Source organism: Micromonospora sp. DT178 (assembly GCF_049841695.1).
In the GTDB taxonomy this organism is placed as follows: Bacteria; Actinomycetota; Actinomycetes; order Mycobacteriales; family Micromonosporaceae; genus Micromonospora.
Genome location: NZ_JBNCKV010000020.1, coordinates 28,836 through 48,676, shown reverse-complemented (window position 1 = coordinate 48,676; position 19,841 = coordinate 28,836). Strand labels below are relative to the sequence as shown.

The following is a 19,841-nucleotide window of genomic DNA, read 5'->3' as shown; positions in this document are numbered from 1 at the left end:
CCGGCGGGGGCGGGCAGATCGCCGCCGGCAGCGGCACCACTGCCGGCGGCGAAGCGACGTCGAGGGGCCGTCAGAGCGCCACGATCGCCGCCGACTCCGCCGGCAGCTCGATGCGGTCCCGCATCACCGTGACCCCCTCCCCCGTCGCGAGCAGCACCCGACGCGCCACCCCCGGCAGCGTGATCCGCTGCGGCTTGGCGGCCAGGTTCGCCGCCACCAGCGTCCCGCCCCGGCGCATCACCAGGAACTGGTCGCCGGGGCGTACATCCACGGCGTGCAGCCTCGGGTCGGACAGGTCGGGGCGGCTCTTGCGCAGCGCGATGAGCCGCTTGTGGAACTCGTACATCTCGCGGTGTTCGGGTTTGTCCAGCTCGGCCCAGTCGAGCCGGGAGCGGACGAAGGTCTGCGGGTCCTGCGGGTCCGGCACGTCGCCCTCCGGCCAGCCGTGCGCGGCGAACTCCCGCTTGCGGCCGTTGGCCACGGCGGTCGCCAGCTCCGGCTCGGGGTGGCTGGTGAAGAACTGCCACGGGGTGCTGGCCGCCCACTCCTCCCCCATGAAGAGCATCGGGGTGAACGGGGCGGTGAACAGCAGCGTCGCGCCGACGCGCAGCAGCCCCGGGGAGAGGGTGGCGGAGATCCGGTCGCCGGCGGCCCGGTTGCCGATCTGGTCGTGGTTCTGCAGGTAAGCGACGAACCGGTGGCCGGGGGTGCGCTGCCGGTCCACGGGCCGGCCGTGGTGGCGGTTGCGGAAGCTGGACCAGGTGCCGGCGTGAAAGAACCCGCCGGTGAGCACGTCGGTGAGGCACTCCAGCGAGCCGAAGTCGCCGTAGTAGCCCTGCCGCTCGCCGGTGAGCAGGGTGTGCAGGGCGTGGTGGGCGTCGTCGTTCCACTGGGCGTGCAGGCCGAAGCCGCCGGCCTCCCGGGGCGTGATCAGCCGGGGGTCGTTGAGGTCGGACTCGGCGATCAGCGACAGCGGCCGGCCGAGGTGGGTGGCGAGCGCCTCGACCTCGACGGCCACCTCCTCGAGCCAGGGTGTGGCGCGGGAGTCGGGCATGGCGTGCACGGCGTCGAGCCGCAGGCCGTCGACGTGGTAGTCGCGCAGCCACATCAGGATGCTGTCGACGATGTAGCGGCGCACGCCGTCGGAGTGCGGTCCGTCGAGGTTGACGGAGCGGCCCCAGGTGTTGCTCTGCTCGGTGAGGTACGGCGCGAACATCGGCGCGTAGGCCCCGGAGGGCCCGAAATGGTTGTAGACGACGTCGAGGATCACCCCCAGGCCCTTGGCGTGGGCGGCGTCGACCAGTCGTTTCAGGCCGTCCGGCCCGCCGTAGGGCTGGTGCGGGGCATACCAGCACACCCCGTCGTAGCCCCAGTTGTGCTCGCCGTTGAAGGCGTTGACCGGCAGCAGCTCGATCATGTCGACGCCGAGGTCGACGAGGTGGTCGAGGCGGCCGATGGCCGCGTCGAAGGTGCCCTCGGGGGTGAAGGTGCCGACGTGCAGTTCGTAGAGGACGGCGCCGGGCAACTGCCGGCCGGTCCAGGCCTGGTCGGTCCACTCGAACGCCGCGTGGTCGTAGCGCCGGCTCGGCCCGTGCACGCCCTCGGGCTGCCAGGGCGAGCGGGGATCGGGCAGCGCCCGCTCGTCGTCGTCGAGCAGGAAGGCGTAGTCGGTGCCGGGGCCGGCGGCGGGCACCTCGACCCGCCACCAGCCGTCCGGGCCGACGCGCATCTCGTGGTCGGCGACGCCCGGCAGGCGCAGCCGGACGCGGGCGGCCTGCGGCGCCCACACCGTGAACTCGGTCATGACGCAGCCTCCACGGACTCGGTGGTGGGAGCCAGCAGCGCGACGGGGTAGGTGGCCAGCACATCGGCCAGCGGAGTCTCCCCGCCACTGTAGACCCGGCCCGTGAACAGGTCGGTCACCTCGTGAACGGGAAGTGACAGGGTGGTGCCGCCCCAGCCGCCGGCGCGCGCCAGGCCGAGCGGCAGCCGGGTGGCGACCGCGATCGCGCCACCCCGGTCGAAGGCGAGCGCGTGCCGGCCGGCCCGCCCGTGGGCCGGCACCGGACGGTAGCCGCCGAACAGCTCCGGGCGGTCGCGGCGCAGCCGCAGGGTCCGCGACACCACGAGCAGCTTCGCCGCGCCGCCGGCGTCCACCGGCGGCGGCGGGCCGGCGTCGAGGCGGGCCAGCAGCTGCCGGCGTACGGCGAAGTCGACCGGGCGGCGGTTGTCCGGGTCCACCAGCGAGTTGTCCCACAGCTCGGTGCCCTGGTAGGTGTCGGGCACCCCGGGCATGGCGAGCTGCACCAGCTTCTGCCCCAGCGAGTTGGACCAGCCGGCGGGGGCGATCTCGTCGGCGAAGGCGGTCAGCTCGGCGTGCAGCTGCGGGTCGTCGTACATCGCGTTGACCACGTCGTGCATGGCCCGCTCGAAGACCGGGTCGGGGTCGGCCCAGCTCGTGGCGGCCGACGCCTCGCGGGCGGCCTTCTCGACGTACGCGTGCAGCCGCTCCCGTTCGATCGGCCAGGCGCCCACGGCGGTCTGCCACAGCAGGTGCGCGAAGGCCGGGTCGGGCAGCGGCGCGCGGGCCGTCCACCGGGCGACGAGGTCGGCCCAGCGGCCCGGCAGCTCGCTGAGTACGGCGAGGCGGGCCCGCACGTCCTCCGAGCGCTTGGTGTCGTGGGTGGAGAGCGTGGTCATGCTCGCCGGCCAGCGCACCTGCCGGGCGGCGGCGAAGCGGTGGAACTCGGCTGGCGGCACGCCGAAGTGCGCGGGGCTGCCGCCGACCTCGTTGAGCGCGACGAAGCGGCTCCACCGGTAGAAGGCGGTGTCCTCCACGCCCTTGGCCATGACCGCGCCGGTGAACTGCGGGAAGCGCTTCGCCAGTTCGTCGTCGGGGTCGCGCAGCCGACGGGTGAGCGCGTCCAGCACGGCGGTCAGGTCGGGGCGACGACGGCCGGCCTCGGCGCGGGCGGTGGCCAGATGCCGGGCGCCGTGCGGCGGGTAGCCCCGGTAGACGCCGAACGCGGCGGCCAGCTCGGCCAGCGCCGCGCGGGCGGCGTCGTGGTCGATGTCGGGGGCGAGCGCGGCGAGGCGGGTCAGCTCGGCCGACAGCAGCCGGGTGGCCGCGGCGAGCTTGGTGTCGTGGGTGAGGTCCTGCCAGGAGGTGTGCCGGCCGACGAGGTGGGTGTCCAGGGCGGTGAAGTCGCCCTCCGCGTCGGGGTCGACGAAGAGCCCGCAGACGGCGGCGAGGGCGTCGTAGCCGGTGGTGCCGTCCACCGGCCAGTCCGGCAGCTCCTCGCCGTACTCCAGGATCTTCTCCACCACCAGCCACGCGTCCGGCGCGGCGGCACGCAGCCGGGCCAGGTAGGCCGAGGGGTCGCGCAGCCCGTCCGGGTGGTCGACGCGGATGCCGTCGACCTCCCCGGCCGCCGCCCACCGCAGGACCTGCTCGTGGGTGGCGGCGAAGACCTCCGGGTCCTCCACCCGCAGCCCGGCCAGGTCCGAGACGGCGAAGAAGCGGCGGTACGTCAGTTCGGTGTCGCCGCGCCGCCAGGAGACCAGCTCGTAGTGCTGCCGGTCGTGCACCTCGCGGGGGGTGCCGTCGCCGGTGCCGTCGGCGACCGGGAAGCGGTGTTCGTGGTAGCGCAGCTCCCCGTCGGCGAGCTTGAGGTCGTCGAGGGCGTCCGGGGAGTCGGCCAGCACCGGCAGCAGCAGCCGCCCACGGTCCCAGTCGACGTCGAACCAGGTCGCGTACGCCGAGTCCCGGCCCCGGCGCAGCACGTCCCACCAGGCGGGGTTCGCGGCGGGCACGGCCACCCCGGCGTGGTTGGGCACGATGTCGACGACCAGCCCGAGCCCGGCGGCGCGCAGCGCCCGCAGCAGCCGCTGCCGGGCCGCCTCGCCGCCCAGCTCGGGGTTGACGGCGCGGTGGTCGACCACGTCGTAGCCGTGCGCCGAGCCGGGGGTGGCGGTGAGCAGGGGCGCGCTGTAGAGGTGGGTGACGCCGAGGCCGGCCAGGTAGTCGGTCAGCTCGGCGGTGGCGTCCAGGTCGAAGCCGGGGCGGACCTGCACCCGGTAGGTGGCGCCCACCCGGGGCGCGTCGGGTCGAGGGGTGGTCGACATGTCAGGCCTTCCTCTCCAGCACCACCACGCACCGGTCGGGCACGCAGAGGGTGCCGCCCGCCTCGACCACCGTGGTCTTCTCCGGTTCCGGTTCCGCGGTGCTGATCACCAGCTCCCAGCGCTGCCCGAACTCGGGGCCGGGCACGCTGAAGTCCAGCGGGGCGTCGTGGGCGTTGAAGCAGAGCAGGAAGGAGGCGTCCAGGTGGCGCTGGCCGTACGGGCCGCGCTCGCGGATGCCCTCGCCGTTGACGAAGAGCGCGACGGCGCGGCCGAAGTCGTTGCCCCAGTCCTCGCCGGTCATCTCCCGCCCGTCGGGGGTGTACCAGGCCAGGTCCGGCAGGGGCTCGTCGACCAGCCGGGAGCGCACCGGCAGGCCGGTGAAGAAGCGCCGCCGGCGGAACACCTGGTGGCCGCGGCGGAAGTCGACCAGCTTGCGGGTGAACTCCAGCAGGTCCGTGTCGGCGTCGTCCCAGTCGACCCAGGCCAGCTCGCTGTCCTGGCAGTAGGCGTTGTTGTTGCCGCGCTGGGTGCGGCCCAGCTCGTCGCCGTGGCCGATCATCGGCACGCCCTGGGAGAGCACCAGGGTGGTCAGGAAGTTGCGCCGCTGCCTGGCCCGCAGGGCGCGTACGGCCTCGTCGTCGGTGTCGCCCTCGACGCCGCAGTTCCAGGACCGGTTGTGGCTCTCGCCGTCGCGGTTCTCCTCCCCGTTGGCCTCGTTGTGCTTGTCGTTGTACGACACCAGGTCGCGCAGCGTGAACCCGTCGTGGCAGGTGACGAAGTTGATGCTGTGGAACGGGCGGCGCCCGTCGTCCTGGTAGAGGTCGGCGGAGCCGGAGATGCGGGAGGCGAACTCGGCGAGGGTGGCCGGCTCGCCGCGCCAGAAGTCGCGCACGGTGTCGCGGTACTTGCCGTTCCACTCGGTCCACACCGGCGGAAAGTTGCCCACCTGGTAGCCGCCAGGCCCGACGTCCCACGGCTCGGCGATCAGCTTGACCTGGCTGACCACCGGGTCCTGCTGCACCACCTCGAAGAAGGTGGAGAGGCGGTCGACCTCGTAGAACTCCCGGGCGAGGGTGGCGGCGAGGTCGAAGCGGAACCCGTCGACGTGCATCTCGGTCACCCAGTACCGCAGCGAGTCCATGATCAGCTGGAGCGAGTGGGGGCTGCGGACGTTGAGGCTGTTGCCGGTGCCGGTGTAGTCGACGTAGTAGCGGCGGTCGTCCTCGCTGAGCCGGTAGTAGCTGGCGTTGTCGACGCCCTTGAAGCTCAGCGTCGGGCCGAGGTGGTTGCCCTCGGCGGTGTGGTTGTAGACCACGTCGAGGATGACCTCGATGCCGGCGGCGTGCAGCGCCTTGACCATGCCCCGGAACTCCTGCACCTGCTGGCCGAGGTGCCCGAGCGCCGAGTAGCCGTGGTGCGGGGCGAAGAAGCCGATGGTGTTGTAGCCCCAGTAGTTGCGCAGCCCCAGGTCGGTCAGCCGGTGGTCGTGCACGAACTGGTGCACCGGCATCAGCTCGATGGCGGTCACGCCGAGCTTCGTCAGGTGCTCGATCATCGGCGGAGAGGCGAGGCCGGCATACGTGCCGCGCAGCTCGTCGGGGATGTCCGGGTGGCGCATCGTCAGCCCGCGCACGTGCGCCTCGTAGATCACCGAGTGGTGGTAGGGGATGCGGGGCGGGGAGTCGTTGCCCCAGTCGAAGTACGGGTTGACCACCACGGACTTCGGCATGAACGGCGCCGAGTCGGTCGTGTTCATCCGCTCCGGGTCGCCGTGCTCGTAGTCGTAGACGGCCGGGTCCCAGCGCACGTCGCCGTCGACCGCCTTGGCGTACGGGTCGAGCAGCAGCTTGGCCGGGTTGCAGCGCAGCCCGTTCGCCGGGTCGTACGGCCCGTGCACGCGGTAGCCGTAGCGCTGCCCCGGCTCGATGCCGGGGATGTACGCGTGCCACACGTACGCGTCGACCTCACGCAGCTCGACCCGCCGCTCCGCGCCGGTGTCCCACTCGTCGAACAGGCACAGCTCGATCCGCTCGGCCACCTCCGAGAAGATGGCGAAGTTGGTGCCCATCCCGTCGTAGGTGGCCCCCAGGGGGTACCGCTCACCCGGCCAGACCTGCATGTCGCTCCCTATGCGCAAGATCATGAGCGCGCACCGCACCATGAGCGCACCACACGGCGGGGCCGGTGGCGCGCGTGCGGGTATTGCCCCGCGCGTTCCGCCGTCAATCCACCCGATCGGTGGATGACCGGAACACCCCCGACTGGTAGCGGCAGGAGGGTTCGGCGGCGGCCGTCACCGAGGCCCCGCCGTCGGGTCCGGATCGGATCATGCTGCGGTCACGATCTTGCGTCCGCACTGGTCAAGTCGATGATCGTCGGCAAGACTCGCATGATCCGGCGGCGACGAGGTCCGGGGGGATGCGCGTGCGGGTACTCCTGGTCGAAGACGACCTACGCGTGGCGTCTGCCCTCGGCAAGGCGCTGCGCCGCCGGGGACACGAGGTGGTGTCGGCGCTGACGGCCGCCGAGGCGGTCCGCGCCGGCGCGGTCGACCTGGTCCTGCTGGACCTCAACCTGCCCGACGGCGACGGCCTGGAGGTGTGCCGGCGGCTGCGGCAGGCCGACGAGGACGTGGCCATCATCGCGGTCACCGCCCGCGCCGAGGAGCACGACCGGGTGGCCGGCCTGCGGGCCGGCGCCGACGACTACGTCGTCAAGCCGTTCTCGATGGTGGAGCTGCAGGCCCGCATCGAGGCGGTGATGCGGCGTACCGCCCGCAGCGTCCGCAGCACGAGCGAGCTGCGGGTCGGCAGGCTGCGCATCGACGTGCACGCCCGGCAGGTCTGGCTGGGCGAGCGGGAGGTCGGCCTGGCCCGCAAGGAGTTCGACCTGTTGGTGGCGCTGGCCCGGCAGGCCGGCACGGTGGTGCCCCGGGACCGGTTGCAGCTGGACGTCTGGCAGACCACCTGGGGCACCCGGCACAACCTCGACGTCCACGTCGCGGCCCTGCGGGGCAAGCTCGACGACGCCGGCCTGGTCGAGACCGTGCGCGGCGTCGGCTACCGGCTGCGAGCGGGCTGACGACCGTCGGTGCGCGGCCGGGACGACCGGCGTGCCGGCCGACGTCCGGTGGCCGGCCCGCGAATCTCAGGTGATCCTCAAGAATCGCAGGTTGTGCGCCTACGGTGGGCCGACTGCGGGTGTGCTGGGCGCACCCAGCCATCCCTCCTGTTTGGAGATCCCTTTGAGATACAGACGGACAACGGCCGGTGTGTTCTCCGCGCTGCTCGCCGCCGCCCTGGTGGCGACGGCGGTGCCCGCGCAGGCGCAGGGGCGGCCGAGCGCGGCCCTGCAGCAGGCGGAGCCGAACCAGGTGCAGGGCCTCACGGTCGTGCAGGGTGACGGGTACGCCACGCTGGCGTGGACCCGGGTGGAAGGGGCCACCGACTACCAGATCGAGCGGACCCCGCTCGCCGCGGACGGCACGCCCGGCACGCCGGTGATCGCCGGCGTGTGGCGCCCGAACCGGCAGGTCAACAACGACGAGCCGACCTTCGCCGACGCCGGCTTCGCCCCGGGCAACGGCTTCCAGTGGCGGGTGCGGGCCCGGTTCGGCACCGAGGCCCAGCCCTACTCGGCGCCGGTCAGCGGCACCACCCGCGGCCACTGGGGCGACCCGGGCACCCCGGGCGAGAACCTGCGTACCCAGTGGGAGGAGACGCTGGGCGCGCAGTACACCAGCGACGTCAACGAGTACGCGTACACCGCCGCGCTCGACGGGGCCAGCGACCGGGTCCGCGTGGTGGAGATCGGCCGTACGGTGCTGAACCGGCCGATCAACATGCTGGTCATCGGCTACCCCCGGCCGGCGGCGACGCCGGAGGCGGTGGCCGCGACCAACCCGCTGATGGTCAACTGCAACGTGCACGGCAACGAGCCGGGCGACCGCGAGGCCTGCCTGATCATGGCCCGGCAGCTCGCCTTCACCAAGGACGCCAGGACCCTCGACCTGCTGTCGAAGACCACCATGCTGATCGTCCCGACGCTCAACGGCGACGGCCGGGCAGCCAACACCCGGGGCAACTCCACCGGTCAGGACCTCAACCGGGACCACTCGCTGATTCGCCAGCCGGAGACCCACGCGCTGGCCGAGATGGTCCGCGACTACCGGCCGATCGCCGGTTACGACGGCCACGAGTACGGCAACACCAACACCGGTGACCTGCCGATGCTGCCGCCGCGGCACCAGAACGTGGCGCAGGGCATCTTCGACGAGTCGCAGAAGATGATCGAGGGTCACATGTACTCGCAGGGCGCCCGGGACGGCTGGTGGGCCTGCCCGTACGGGTGCACCGCCGGAGCCACCGTGGGCCTGAGCGAGGAGACCATCCTGCGCAACACCCTCGGCCTGAAGAACGTGGTCAACTCCCTGCTGGAGCTGCGCAGCTCCGGCGGCCCGACGCGACCCGACGAGTCCAACACCGCCAACAACCGCCGGCGCAAGACCTACTCCGCGCTGTGGACGTTCACCGAGTTCCTGCGCTACCACGGCGCCAGCGTCCAGGCCATCACGAAGGCCCGCGCCGAGGCGATCACGTCGCAGTCCGCCAACGAGGGACGGATCGTGTTCCGGGGCTCCCGCGAGATCGAGGCGTACCCCGCCCCGCACCCGGGTGAGGCCCCGCCGCCCGCGGACGCCCCCACCCCGGAGCGGATCCTCGACCAGCCGCCGTGCGCCTACCGACTGACCGAGCAGCAGTACCACGGCGAGCGCACCGACGGCCCGACCGGCCAGCGCACCACCGTGGCCCAGCGGCTCGCCGCCCACGGCTGGAAGGTGATCAAGGTCGGCGACAGCTACCTGGTGCCGCTGTCGCAGCCGCAGCGGGGCCTGATCCCGCTGCTGCTCGACGAGCAGGCCGTCGAGGGCCTGGTCGCCGGCGAGCGGGTCGCCCCCACCCTGACCGGCACCCGCAACGGCCCGCTGGTCGTCTCCGGCGTCGCCTGCCTGGACGGGGCCACCGTCCGGGGTCCGGTCCAGGTGCGCCCCGGCGCCGCGCTGATCGTCAACGGCAGCTCGATCAACGGTCCCGTCGACGCCACCGGCGCCACCGGGTTCGTCCTGACCGACAGCCGGGTCAACGGCCCGGTGCGCGCCACCGGCACCCAGGGCCCGGTCGTCCTGGTCGGCAACCAGGTGACCGGCCCGGTCGGCGTGGTCGGCAGCGGGGTCGCCGCCCCGCTGGTGGCCGGCAACACCGTCAACGGTCCGCTGACCTGCACCGGCAACTCCCCGGCGCCGACGAACATGGAGGTCGCCAACTCCGTGAGTGGTCCGAAGTTCAGCCAGTGCGCCCAGCTGTGACCTGCTGAGTCCGCCCGAGGTGCCGGCAGGTCGGCCCACCGCCGACCTGCCGGTGCCTCCCGTACCGGTTCTGGAGTGGAGAGAGCGTGTCCGAGACCCTCATCCCCGGCCCTGCGTCCCGGGCCGCCCGCCGCCGGGCGGTGGCCGGGACGGCCCTGGCCCTCCTGGTCGCGGTGACCGGATGCACCGGCTCGCAGGGACGGCCCGCCGCGACGGACCGCACCGGCGACAGCACACCGGTCGCGGTCACCGGACCGCTGTGCGACGTGCTGCCCTCGGGGACCGAGCCGGGTAGCCCGGGCTCGCTGGTGGACCGGTCCCCCGCCCAGGCCCTGACCTGGATTCCCGTGCTCACCACGTTCGAGGCGGCGGTGCGGGCCACCGGGATGGCCGAGGAGTTGTCCGCCGCCGGCGGGCTCACCATCCTCGCCCCGACCGACGACGCCTTCCGGGCCAAGTTCTCCACCGCCAACGTGGACCAGCTGCTGCTCAAGGACACCGCGACGCTGCGCGGGCTGCTGAGGGAACACCTGGTCGCCGGGGCTCGCCCGGTGGCCGACCTGGCGTCCGCCGGTACCGTCACCACACTGGCGGGCACCACCCTCGCCGTCACCCCGGCCGGGTCGGGGGCCCGGCTGGCCGACCGGGCCGAGACGGTCTGCGCCGACTACCGGGCGACCGGCGCCCGGATCCACGTGATCGACAAGGTGCTCGGCGACCTGCCGGACACCGCCCACGAGGAGGAGCACCACCACTGAGTGGCCCGACGACGCCGGCCGCCGATCCCTCTCGCGGGGTCGGCGGCCGGCGTCCTTCGTGGCGCCCACGCCGACGCTCGCCGAAGCCGGCGCCGCTCAGCAGCAAACGGTGCGTGAGGCGAACCAGGCCCGGCCGTCCGTTCGCCTGATCGGACGATGACCGGAATCCACCCGACTGACACGACCCGAGACTTTCGGGTGTCCTCCGTCACCTTGGCCCCTTTCGAGATGCGGGATCGGGCGGGATGCCTTTTGCTTGTGCGCGGGGCGCGCCCGCGCGCCCCCGCCCGGCCCCTCGGCCATCCCTCAGCACTGTTCCGCCGCCACCGCTGCCGGCGCGTTCCACCATGCACGGACGGAGATCGATGTGACGACCCTGCGGGTCGGCGAGCAGCCCACCAACATCCCGGGCCGGGTCCACCGGCCCACCCTCACCTCCCGCCCCCAGGTCCCGGCGCAGACCGGGACGGCGGGCACGCCCCCGCAGACCCGCCGCATTCTCATGCTCTCCTGGGAGTACCCGCCGGTCCTGGTCGGCGGGCTCGGCCGGCACGTGCACGCCCTCTCGGTCGCCCTCGCCGCCGCCGGGCACGAGGTCACCGTCGTCACCCGGCACACCGACGGCGCGCCCCTGGAGGAGTACGCCGACGGCGTCCGCATCGTCCGCGCCGCCGAGGACCCCGTCACCTTCCCCCTGGCCACCTCCTCCCTGCTCGCCTGGACCATGGCCTTCAACCACACCCTCACCCGCGCCGCGCTGCGCGCCACCGAGGCCGGCACCTACGACGTCATCCACGCCCACGACTGGCTCGTCGCCCACACCGCCATGACCCTGCGCGAACACCTCGACATCCCGCTGGTCAGCACGATCCACGCCACCGAGGCCGGCCGGCACCAGGGCTGGCTGCCCGAGGAGATGAACCGCACCATCCACGGCGTCGAACACTGGCTGGCCGGCGAGTCGGGCCGGGTGATCGTCTGCTCCGGCTACATGCGCGACGAGGTGACCGGGCTGTTCGGCGTGCCGGCCGGCCGCGTCGACGTGGTGCCCAACGGCGTGGAGCCGCACCGCTGGCGGGTCCCGGCCGCCGCCGTGGCGCAGGCCCGCGCCCGCTTCGCCGGGGACGGGCCGCTGGTCACCTTCGCCGGCCGGCTCGTCTACGAGAAGGGCGTGCAGCACCTGATCGCCGGGCTGCCCCGGCTGCGCGAGCGGCACCCCGGGCTGCGCGCGGTCATCGTCGGCGACGGGCCGTACCGCGGCGAGCTGGAGGCCGAGGTGCACCGCCTGGGCCTCGGCGGCACGGTCAGCCTCCCCGGCTTCCTCGGCGGCACCGACCTGCCCGCCGTGATGGCCGCGTCGGACTGCTTCGCCGTGCCGAGCATCTACGAGCCGTTCGGCATGGTGGCCCTGGAGGGCGCCGCCGCCGGCGCGCCCCTGGCCGTCGCCGCGACCGGCGGGCTCGCCGAGATCGTCGAGCCCGGGGTGACCGGGATGACCTTCCGGCCGCACGACCCGGACGGGCTGACCGAGGCCGTCGACGCGCTGCTGTCGGACCGGGAGCGGGCCCGCCAGCTCGCCCGCCGGGCCCGCGTCATGGTGCACGAGCGGTACGGCTGGTCGGCCATCGCGCAGCGCACCGCCGCCGCCTACGCCGCGGCGATCGCCACCGCCGGGTCGTTCGCCGCCGAGCGGGTGACCCGGGGTCGCGCCGTGCCGTCGATCGCCGAGGGCAACCTGCTGGCCGCCGCCGGCCTGCGCTGACGGGCGCCGGGAGCACGACACGACGAAGGCCGCCGACCCGGTGCGGGTCGGCGGCCTTCGTCGTCGGTACGGCCGGAGCTCAGCGCTCCGAGAACGGGGCGTACGCCCGCTCGGGGGCACCGGTGTAGATCTGCCGCGGGCGGCCGATCTTGGTCTCCGGGTCGTTGATCATCTCGCGCCACTGGGCGATCCAGCCGGGCAGCCGGCCCAGCGCGAAGAGCACCGTGAACATCTTCGTCGGGAAGCCCATGGCCTTGTAGATCAGGCCGGTGTAGAAGTCCACGTTCGGGTAGAGCTTGCGGGAGACAAAGAACTCGTCGGCGAGGGCGATCTCCTCCAGCTGCATGGCGATGTCCAGCAGCGGGTCGGGCTTGGCCATCCGGCCGAGCACGTCCTGGGCCGCCTTCTTCACGATCGCCGCGCGCGGGTCGTAGTTCTTGTAGACCCGGTGGCCGAAGCCCATCAGCTTCACGCCGTCCTGCTTGTCCTTCACCTTGCGTACGAAGGACCCGACGTCGCCGCCGTCGGCCTGGATCTTCTCCAGCATCTCCAGCACGGCCTGGTTGGCGCCGCCGTGCAGCGGGCCGAAGAGCGCGTTCACGCCCGCCGAGACCGAGGCGAAGAGGTTGGCGTTGCTGGAGCCGACCAGCCGCACGGTCGAGGTGGAGCAGTTCTGCTCGTGGTCGGCGTGCAGGATGAACAGCATGTCCAGCACCTTGGCCATCACCGGGTCGACCTCGTACGGCTCCGCCGGCACGCCGAAGGTCATCCGCAGGAAGTTCTCCACGTAGCCCAGCGAGTTGTCCGGGTACAGCAGCGGCTGGCCGATCGACTTCTTGTAGGCGTACGAGGCGATGGTGGGCACCTTCGCCATCAGCCGCACCGTGGACATCTCGACGTGCCTGGAGTCGAACGGATCCAGGCTGTCCTGGTAGAAGGTGGAGATGGCGCTGACGGCCGACGAGAGCACGGCCATCGGGTGCGCGTCGCGCGGGAAGCCGTCGAAGAAGCGGCGCATCTCCTCGTGCAGCAGCGAGTGTCGGCGGATCCGCTCGGTGAACTCGGTCAACTGCTGCTGGGTCGGCAGCTCACCGTAGATCAGCAGGTAGGAGACCTCCAGGAACGAGGACTTCTCCGCGAGCTGCTCGATCGGGTACCCACGGTAACGCAGGATCCCCGCGTCGCCGTCGATGTAGGTGATGTCAGACGAGCAGGCCGCGGTGTTGACGAAACCGGGGTCGTACGTCGTCATCCCGGTTTCCTTCAGCAGCTTGCCCACCCCGATGCCGGCGGGGCCCTCGACCGCGGATTGCACCGGCATCGAAAGCTGCCCACCGGGGTGATCGAGCTTGACTTCCGTCATGGTTCCCTCGCTTCGCCGGCAGATCTGCGTTGAATTGCCTTCGCTTTTACCGTAATCACGGTCGAGGAGATACCGCCCGTCGTGGTTCGACGGTGAGGTATGCGTCACCCGTTTCCCGACCAGCGAGCCGGGAAACCCGCGCAATCCGGACGCGCCGGAGCCGACGAGGCATGGGAACGCTACCGCGCCGACCCCGCGCCCGGCCCTCGGCCCACCCGCACTCGGCCCCTCCCCCGGCCTCGCCCCCGGCCCGCTTCACGCTCGGCCCCTCCCCCGCCCTAGCGCGACCTGCGCGGCCCTCACGCGGCCCCCGCGCGGCCCTCACGCGATGATCATGAGGTTTGCGTCCGGGAACGCGCTTAACTAGGACGCAAACCTCATGATCACCAGCACCCGGCGCGGGGCCGGGGGCGGGGGCCGGGGGCGGGGGCCGGGGGCGGGGGCCGGGGGCGGGGGCCGGGGGCGGGGGCCGGGGGCGGGGGCCGGGGGCGGGGGCCGAGGGCCGGGGCGGGGGCCGAGGCGGGGGCCGAGGGCGAGGCCGGGGGTCAGGGCGGGGGTCGGAGGTGAGGGCCGGGTCAGGCGAGGGTCAGGTGGAGGAGGGTGTTGTCGGTGGTGATGCGGTAGACGGTGAGGCGGTTGGCGCCGGTGTGGAAGAGCCGGTCGTCGGCGAGCAGGGCGGCGAAGCGGCGTCCGCCGGCGTCGCGGGGCACCACCGGGACGACCGCGCCGATCCGGCCGTTGACGGCGATCGCCAGCCGTGTGCCGTCGGGTACGTCGTCCGGCACGTCGCCCCAGACGGCGGCCGGCAGCCGCCCGGTGTCCGGGTCCACCGCGTCGAAGGCGGCCAGGTCGGCGACGCGGGCGGTGCCGCCGGTCGGGCGGTCGCCGACGGCGGTGCCCACCAGCGGATGGGGCGCGGGCGGCGCGATCGGGGCCGGCACGCCGCCGGTGATCGGGGTCGGCTGGCCGGGGCGGTCGTAGAAGACCTTGCCCGCCTCGGCGCGCGGGGCCTGCCGGGCGGACCGGCCGTCGACGGGCCACGGGAGCCGGATGGCCGCCTCGTCGGCGATGGTGGGCAGCAGGTCGACGTGCTGCCAGTTCCGGTCGTCGATCCGTCCGGCGCGCTGGCCCGGTGTCTTGACGAACGTCGGCACCCAGGCGACCTCGCCGGGGGCGGCCCGGATGGCGCCCATGCCCCGGCCCTGGGCGCCGGGGGTGAAGCTGACGCCGTGGTCGGCGGTGACCACCAGCAGCGCCTGGTCGTAGAGGCCGGTGGAGCGCAGGGTACGCAGGGTCTCGCCGATCAGCCGGTCGGTGTAGCCGAGCTGCGCCAGGTGCCGCCGGCGGGCCAGTTCCGCCCAGCCGTCGCCGTCGTTCGGCAGGTCCGCCGGGGCGTCGTAGCGCGCCCCCGACGGCAGGTACGCCCACGGCGAGTGCGGCATGAGCAGGTGCAGGAAGTGCAGGGTGGGCCGGGGCGCCGGCCGGAGCCCGGCGAGGAAGCTGGTGAACCGGGCCGGCTGGTTGTCGTCGAGGCTGTCCCAGCGGAACTTCGGGTCCGCTGGCACCGGCTCGGCGGCGTCGATGCCCGCCTCCGCGCGGGTCTGCTCGCGGTACGAGTCCTCCGGGTCGACGCGGCTGTCGACCGGGGCGGTTACCTGACGCAGCAGCCCGCCGGCCTGGCGGATCAGCACGCCCATCCCCTGCTCGGGGCTGACCGGCTGCTCGCAGCGGCTGGGCGGGCAGAGCCGGGTGATGCTCTCCTCGGCGCGGACGTCGTACAGGCCGCCGAGGGCGGTGAAGAGGTTGTCCGGGTACTGCGAGTAGTGCGGTGCCGCCGCCCGCTGCGGGTACCGGCCGGTGAGCATGGCCGGCAGCGCGTAGGGCGTCCAGCCGCTGACGCCGGTGGCGTTGCGGTACCAGGTGGAGCCGCCGGCCAGCTCCGCGAAGTGCGGGAACCGGGCGGCGTCGACGCGCCCGTCCGGGCCGAGCAGGGACACCAGGGGCAGCTCGTCGAGGACCAGCACGACCACCGGCGGATGGTGGCCGGGCCCGGCCACCCCGGCGGCGCCGCCCTCGCCCCGGGGCAGCACCACCGTGGAGGTGGGCGAGGCGAACACGAACAGCCCCACGAACAGCAGCGGCCCGACCGCGGCCAGCCGCAGCACCCGCCCGGGCGCGCGCCACCGCCGGTGCGCGGCGGCCCCGGCGGCCCCGGCCACCGCGGCGAGCAGCAGCAGCGGTACGCCCCGCAGCGGCGTACCGTGCCGGCCGACCTGCACGGTCAGCGCGGCGAGCAGCAGGCCCACCAGCAGGGTGTGCGTGGCCGAGCGGGCGGTGCGTCCGGCCAGGCGGGACAGCGCGCCGGGCAGCGCGACGGCGGCGGTGGGCACCAGCGCGACCAACGCCACCAGCAGCATGATCTCGCGGCGGCCCGCCCGGTGGAACAGGAAGAAGTCGGGGCTGCGCCCGAGGACGTCCAGCAGCGGCTGGGTGACCACGAGCCCGACCAGCCCCGCCACCTCGGCCAGCCGACCCAGCTCCGTACGCCAGCCGCCCGGCCGGCCACCGGAGGCCCGGCTGTCCGGCGACCGGTCGCCGGACAGCCGGTCGCCGGAAGCCCGATCGCCGGACGGCAGGTCGGCCGGCGGCCGGTCGCCGGACGCGTGGTCCGGCACGGGCGCCGGCTCAGCCACCCACGACCGCCGCGTAGAGCGTCCGGGTGCCCGAGGGCAGGTCGAGTCGCCGCGCGATCCGGCAGCGCGCGGCGAGCAGCCGCTCGAACTCGGCCGGCCGGTAGTCGGGGAAGAGGCCCTCGGGCTTGTTGGCCAGCAGCCGTCGGGCCATCGGGTCCTCGGGGTGGACGAACTCCACCACCACCCGGGCGCCGGGGGCGGCGAGCCCGACGAGCCAGTCCAGCACCTCGGGCAGCGGCACGTTGCGCCCGATCGCCAGGTGGTGCACCACGGCCAGGGCGAGGACCGCGTCCGCCTCGACCCGGTCCGCGAACGAGGCCCGCTCGACGCCGCGCCAGCCGCCGCCCGGCGACGGGTCGGCGAGGTCCATCACCAGGGGCAGGATCCGCCGCTCCCCGGCCGCGCGCAGGTCCCGGTAGAGCCCGTCCAGCACGCCGGGGTCCTGCTCGACCGCGACGACGTAGTCGGCGTGCCGGGCGGCGAGGCGGGCGTACCGGCCGTCGTTCGCGCCGAGGTCCAGCGCCAGGCGGGGCCGCGCCCCGTCGGCCAGCGCCTCGGCGACGAAGCGTTCCTTCGCGGCCCGGTCTTCGGCGGTGTACGCGCAGGTGCGCTGGTAGTCGACCCAGTGGCTGGCGGCCGGGCGGGGCTCCAGCCGCCGGACGAGCTTCTCGATCCCGCGTACGGTGGCCAGCGCCAGCTCCCGGGAGTAGCCGGCGGCCCGCAGCTGGGACCGGACGTCGGCGGTGCTGGCCCGGGCGTTGCGCCGCTGCATGGCGTCGTGCAGGTGCACGTGGGTGGGCACGCCGGGCAGCAGCCGCCGGACGCCGCCGAACAGCCGGCGCATCTGGTCGGGCTCGATGCCGTCGACCCGCGCGCGCAGCCAGGGCTGGAAGTCCAGCCCGAGGTGGGCGCCGATCAGCAGCGGGTAGAGCAGCGTCTGGCAGAACTGCCGGTAGCCGGCCCAGGGTTCCCCGTCGCGCGCCGGGGTGAACGAGCCGACGTCGATGAACACCGGCTCGGCGCCCCGCCACTGGAGGTTGTAGGCCGAGCCGTCCTTCGTGGTGAACCCGGCCGGCAGGGCCGCCCGCAGGATCTCCAGGTGCAGCAGCGCCGCGTCGCGCAGCATGGTGAAGGACCACTCGTACGGGTGGGAGACGAACGGGATGCGCTCGTGGCGGAGAACGGCGGCCCACCCGTCGGCCGACGGCACGACCGGCGACTCGACCGCCTCGGTGCCGCACACCTTGCCGGCGGCGAGCAGCGGCGGGAAGAACTCGCTGTCGGTCAGCGCCCGCCACTCCCCGGCGGCCTGCGCGTCCAGCCCGCGCAGCACGTCGCCGTCGAGGTGGAAGACCCGGTTGGCGGGGTCGCGGAAGGAGCCGGGCTCGGCACGCAGGCCGGTGCGGGAGTTCGCCATCGGCCGGGGTCAGCGCTGGTCGGTGGGCTGGCGGCGGAACCGGTCGACCAGTCGCCGCCAGTAGAGCTTGGCCGCCACCGCGGCGCCGGCCACCCCGCCGACCACCGCCTGCACGATCAGGCTGCCGGACCCCGCGTCCAGGTAGGCCAGGTGTTCCACCGACCGCTCCTTCCGTCGCGTCTCGAGATCGGCGTACGCGGGCAGGATCCCTTGAGGGATTTGCCCGGAAAGCCGGACTTGTCTGACACGCTACGCCGATCGTCCCGATCGTGAAGGGCACACCCGGCACTCCGCCCGGTTGTCCGTTTCGTTCAAGACGAGCACCGGGGGACGTCCCTACCGTGATGGCCATGGCACCGACACTCGATCTCATCGGCATGGTCAGCAGCGACCTGCCCCGTTCCCTCGCCTTCTACCGGCGGCTCGGCCTCGACATCCCCGCCGACGCCGAAGCCGACCCGCACGTGGAGATCACCCTGCCCGGCGGGCTCCGGCTGGCCTGGGACACCGCCGAGACCGTCCGCTCCTTCGACCCCGGCTGGAAGCCCGGGGGCGGCGGCGGGGCCGGCCTCGCCTTCCGGTGCGCCGACCCGGCCGAGGTCGACCGGCTCTACGCGGAGCTGGTGGCCGAGGGACACCCGGGCCACCTGCCCCCGTGGGACGCCTTCTGGGGCCAGCGGTACGCGGTGGTGCTCGACCCCGACGGCAACAGCGTGGACCTGTTCGCTCCCCTCCCGCAGGGATGAACGGGCCCACCCGCGAGCGGCCGGCTCAGCGGGGCAGCAGGGTGGTCGGCGGCACCCCCGCCAGGTCGCGTACGTCGCGGGTCAGGTGGGCCTGGTCGGCGTAGCCGCAGCGGGCCGCCACCTCGGCCAGCGGGGTGCCGGCGCGGGCCAGCGCCAGCGCGCGCCGCATCCGCAGGATCCGGGCCAGGGTCTTCGGGCCGTACCCGAACAGGTGTCGACACCGACGGTGCAGGGCACGCGGATCGAGGCCGGTCCCGGCGGCGGTCTCGGTCACGCTGGCGCCGGCGGCCAGCGCGGCGGCGGCCCGGGCCCCGATCGGATCGGGCCCGCCGACCGCCCGCAGCCGCCGCACGGCGATCTCCGTCAGCACCTCGGCCGGGGCCGCCTCCGCCCGCTCGGCCAACCGGGCGACCTCCCGGTCGCCCCACAGCTCGGCCAGGGGAACCCGCCGGTCGCGCAGCTCGACGGCCGGTACGCCGAGCACCGCCGGGCCGGTCCCCGGCGGCAGCCGCAGCCCCACCCAGCGCTCCGCCGGCCCGCCGCCGCTGAGGTGCGCGGTGCGGTCCGGACCGGCCACCGTCAGCCCCGAGCGGCTCGACCAGAGCAGGTCGAGGCAGCCGTCGGGGAGCACCCTGGTCGGCGCGGCGCCCGCCGTCGTGGCGCTGGTCCAGAGCACGGCGCCGGCGAACCCGGCCGGACGTTCCCGGTACATGCCGCCCAGCCTGCCACTGCCGGGCTAGCCTCCGGGTGTGCGATGGTCGGTGCTGGACGCTCCCCTCGACTCCTCCGGACGCGGCCGGGGCGAGCACCGGGCGCCCGCCGCGCTGCGGGCCGCCGGGCTGCTGGGCCGGGTGGGCGCGGCCGACGCCGGCGCGGTCGACGCCCTGATCACCGACCCGGTACGGGACCCGGAGACCGGGGTGATCGGCGTCGACCAGGTCCGCCGCGCCGGCCGGGCGATCGCCGCCCGCACCACGACGCTGATCGGCGCGGGACGGCACCCGCTGGTGCTCGGCGGCGACTGCGCGATCCTGCCCGGCATCCTGCAGGGGCTGCCCTCCGGCTTCGACCTGTGGTTCCTCGACGCCCACCTCGACTTCGAGGACGGTCGCACCTCGCCCACCGGCGAGGGGGCGGACATGGACCTGTCGATCGTCACCGACCACGGGCCGGCGGGGGTCCTCGACCGGGAGGGGCCGCTGGTCGACCCCGATCAGGTGCACGTGCTCGGTCACCGGCCGCTCGACCGGGCCGCGACGGACGGGAAGGAGGCCTACCGGGTCGACCCCGCCGTCCGCCTGGTGCCGGCCACCCGGCTGCGGGGCGCCGACGCGGCGGCGGTGGGCCGGGATCTCGCCGTCGGTACGACGCCGGCCTGGCTGCACCTCGACCTCGACGTGCTCGACCCGCTCGTGCTCCCGGCGGTCAGCTACCCCGAGCCGGACGGGCTGGACTGGGCCGACCTCGTCGCGCTGGCCCGACCGCTGGTGTGCTCGGGTCGGCTGATCGGGATGAGCGTCACCGACTTCAACGCCGACGAGGACCCGGACGGGCGGCACGCGGAGCGGATCGGGCAGGCCCTCGCCGAGCTGCTGGCCGACTGACCGGCGCC

General features: G+C 74.1%; 14 protein-coding genes. 6 read left to right on the top strand and 8 right to left on the bottom strand.

Annotated features, from left to right (window positions below):
* Positions 1 to 70: 70 nt before the first annotated feature.
* The 3 genes from treZ to glgX are packed head-to-tail and all read right to left on the bottom strand — an operon-like array spanning position 71 to position 6,244.
* Positions 71 to 1,804 (bottom strand): malto-oligosyltrehalose trehalohydrolase, encoded by a 1,734-nt coding sequence (gene treZ / locus ACLQ22_RS27810; protein ID WP_425694901.1) that lies wholly within the window; start codon positions 1,802 to 1,804, stop codon positions 71 to 73.
* Positions 1,801 to 4,125, bottom strand: coding sequence for a malto-oligosyltrehalose synthase (gene treY / locus ACLQ22_RS27805; protein WP_425694900.1), 2,325 nt, complete (start codon positions 4,123 to 4,125; stop codon positions 1,801 to 1,803). Before treY ends, treZ begins: the two co-directional genes overlap by 4 nt.
* Before the next feature lies 1 nt (position 4,126).
* Positions 4,127 to 6,244: a glycogen debranching protein GlgX gene (gene glgX / locus ACLQ22_RS27800; RefSeq protein ID WP_425694899.1), complete on the bottom strand. Its 2,118-nt coding sequence runs from the start codon at positions 6,242 to 6,244 to the stop codon at positions 4,127 to 4,129.
* A 299-nt stretch (positions 6,245 to 6,543) separates the two neighbouring features.
* On the opposite strand from glgX, the gene ACLQ22_RS27795 reads away from it, so the two are divergent.
* From ACLQ22_RS27795 to ACLQ22_RS27780, 4 genes are all read left to right on the top strand, one after another.
* On the top strand, positions 6,544 to 7,206 hold the full coding sequence (locus tag ACLQ22_RS27795) for a response regulator transcription factor (protein WP_416613191.1): 663 nt from the start codon (positions 6,544 to 6,546) through the stop codon (positions 7,204 to 7,206).
* Positions 7,207 to 7,369: 163 nt separating this feature from the next.
* Complete coding sequence (locus tag ACLQ22_RS27790) at positions 7,370 to 9,490, top strand: M14 family zinc carboxypeptidase (protein ID WP_425694898.1); 2,121 nt, start codon at positions 7,370 to 7,372, stop codon at positions 9,488 to 9,490.
* 86 nt (positions 9,491 to 9,576) lie between these two features.
* Positions 9,577 to 10,248 carry a fasciclin domain-containing protein gene (locus ACLQ22_RS27785; protein ID WP_425694897.1) on the top strand — a complete coding sequence of 224 codons (672 nt, stop codon included), beginning with the start codon at positions 9,577 to 9,579 and terminating at the stop codon, positions 10,246 to 10,248.
* Between the two features lie 367 nt (positions 10,249 to 10,615).
* On the top strand, positions 10,616 to 12,010 hold the full coding sequence (locus ACLQ22_RS27780; protein ID WP_425694896.1) for a glycosyltransferase family 4 protein: 1,395 nt from the start codon (positions 10,616 to 10,618) through the stop codon (positions 12,008 to 12,010).
* A 79-nt stretch (positions 12,011 to 12,089) separates the two neighbouring features.
* Here the strand turns inward: ACLQ22_RS27780 and ACLQ22_RS27775 are convergent, their stop codons facing one another.
* From ACLQ22_RS27775 to ACLQ22_RS27760, 4 genes are all read right to left on the bottom strand, one after another.
* Positions 12,090 to 13,373, bottom strand: coding sequence for a citrate synthase (locus ACLQ22_RS27775; protein WP_425694895.1), 1,284 nt, complete (start codon positions 13,371 to 13,373; stop codon positions 12,090 to 12,092).
* Between the two features lie 575 nt (positions 13,374 to 13,948).
* Positions 13,949 to 16,009, bottom strand: coding sequence for a sulfatase-like hydrolase/transferase (locus ACLQ22_RS27770; protein ID WP_425694971.1), 2,061 nt, complete (start codon positions 16,007 to 16,009; stop codon positions 13,949 to 13,951).
* 49 nt (positions 16,010 to 16,058) lie between these two features.
* Positions 16,059 to 17,483, bottom strand: coding sequence for a class I SAM-dependent methyltransferase (locus ACLQ22_RS27765; RefSeq protein ID WP_425694894.1), 1,425 nt, complete (start codon positions 17,481 to 17,483; stop codon positions 16,059 to 16,061).
* Positions 17,484 to 17,492: 9 nt separating this feature from the next.
* Positions 17,493 to 17,642, bottom strand: coding sequence for a hypothetical protein (locus tag ACLQ22_RS27760; RefSeq protein ID WP_165947858.1), 150 nt, complete (start codon positions 17,640 to 17,642; stop codon positions 17,493 to 17,495).
* A 191-nt stretch (positions 17,643 to 17,833) separates the two neighbouring features.
* On the opposite strand from ACLQ22_RS27760, the gene ACLQ22_RS27755 reads away from it, so the two are divergent.
* A complete protein-coding gene (locus ACLQ22_RS27755) occupies positions 17,834 to 18,229 on the top strand; it encodes a VOC family protein (RefSeq protein WP_425694893.1) in 396 nt (131 codons plus the stop codon).
* Between the two features lie 25 nt (positions 18,230 to 18,254).
* Here ACLQ22_RS27755 and ACLQ22_RS27750 read toward each other — a convergent pair whose 3' ends face one another.
* On the bottom strand, positions 18,255 to 18,941 hold the full coding sequence (locus tag ACLQ22_RS27750; RefSeq protein ID WP_425694892.1) for a helix-turn-helix domain-containing protein: 687 nt from the start codon (positions 18,939 to 18,941) through the stop codon (positions 18,255 to 18,257).
* Positions 18,942 to 18,978: 37 nt separating this feature from the next.
* Between ACLQ22_RS27750 and ACLQ22_RS27745 the strand changes: the two genes are divergently transcribed.
* Positions 18,979 to 19,833 (top strand): arginase family protein, encoded by an 855-nt coding sequence (locus tag ACLQ22_RS27745; protein WP_425694891.1) that lies wholly within the window; start codon positions 18,979 to 18,981, stop codon positions 19,831 to 19,833.
* Positions 19,834 to 19,841: the final 8 nt, after the last annotated feature.